General features: G+C 63.7%; 1 pseudogene. It reads right to left on the bottom strand.

Going from position 1 to position 476, the window contains the following annotated elements:
• Positions 1-476: pseudogene (locus tag EN935_RS42670) on the bottom strand (winged helix-turn-helix domain-containing protein); the annotation flags it as partial.

Here is a 476-nt window from a genome sequence, read left to right as displayed (position 1 = left end):
AAATTGCGCCGAACAGGTAGGCGCTCTTGTAGCGCTGGTCAGCCGGTTGGCGGGGCCGCGTTCCACGCCTTGCCCATTGCCGCACGATCCCGTTCTTCTGGCCAATTCTGGCTTCGTCCTGGAACCACAGCTCCACTTTCGTTCGCGGTGGCAGGTCGCAAAGATGCGCCTTCAGCGTGCGCGGCCAGTTTTTTTGAATGCCTCGACGATGTGGGCGTCCTGTGCCGGATGCTGCGGACGTGCGCTGACGTGCGAGAAGCCGAGCCTGTGCAGCAGTTTGCCGACATAGCGCGTGTCGTAGTCCACGCCGAAGCGACCCCTGATGACGCGCTTCAGATCGACGCGCCGCCAGCGCACGACGCCGTCAACAGTACGGTCCGGACCCTTTTCGACGATTGCGGCCAGGTCGGCTTGCTGCTCGGGCGACAGACGCGACGGCGGACCAGGCGACCATTGATCGACAAGACCTTCGGGAC

Origin of the sequence: Mesorhizobium sp. M7D.F.Ca.US.004.03.1.1, assembly GCF_003998635.1 — a bacterium.
Taxonomy (GTDB): domain Bacteria; phylum Pseudomonadota; class Alphaproteobacteria; order Rhizobiales; family Rhizobiaceae; genus Mesorhizobium; species Mesorhizobium loti.
This window is presented reverse-complemented; position numbering and strand designations above follow the sequence as displayed.